This is a genomic window from Providencia sp. UF-183, assembly GCF_058246155.1.
On record NZ_JBSICD010000094.1, the window covers coordinates 1 to 271 of the forward strand.

General features: G+C 66.8%; 1 protein-coding gene. It reads right to left on the reverse strand.

All coding sequences use genetic code 11. From position 1 onward, the window contains the following. Positions 1 to 271, reverse strand: a 271-nt coding sequence (locus tag AC4IFT_RS22495; RefSeq protein WP_490752952.1) for a DUF2813 domain-containing protein, incomplete at both ends; no start/stop codon positions are given.

The window sequence follows — 271 nt, forward strand, 5'->3', positions numbered from 1 at the left end:
GCCCGAGACGATAGGTCGCGACGCGGCCCGACTCGCGCACCAGCCGGCACACGTGCTCCACCGGCACCAGCGACACCAATTCGCTGGAGTTGGTGGTGGTGATGCGCTGCAGCGGCAGCTGATTGAGCAGCCCCCAGGCCACCGACAGCATGATCGGATGCAGGCGAGTTTCCGGGTCTTCCACCAGCAGCAGCGGCCGGGCGTGCGGATCCAGCTTGACGTCGCCCTTGGCCTGCAGCAGGGTGGAAAACATGCCCAGCAGGATCAGACG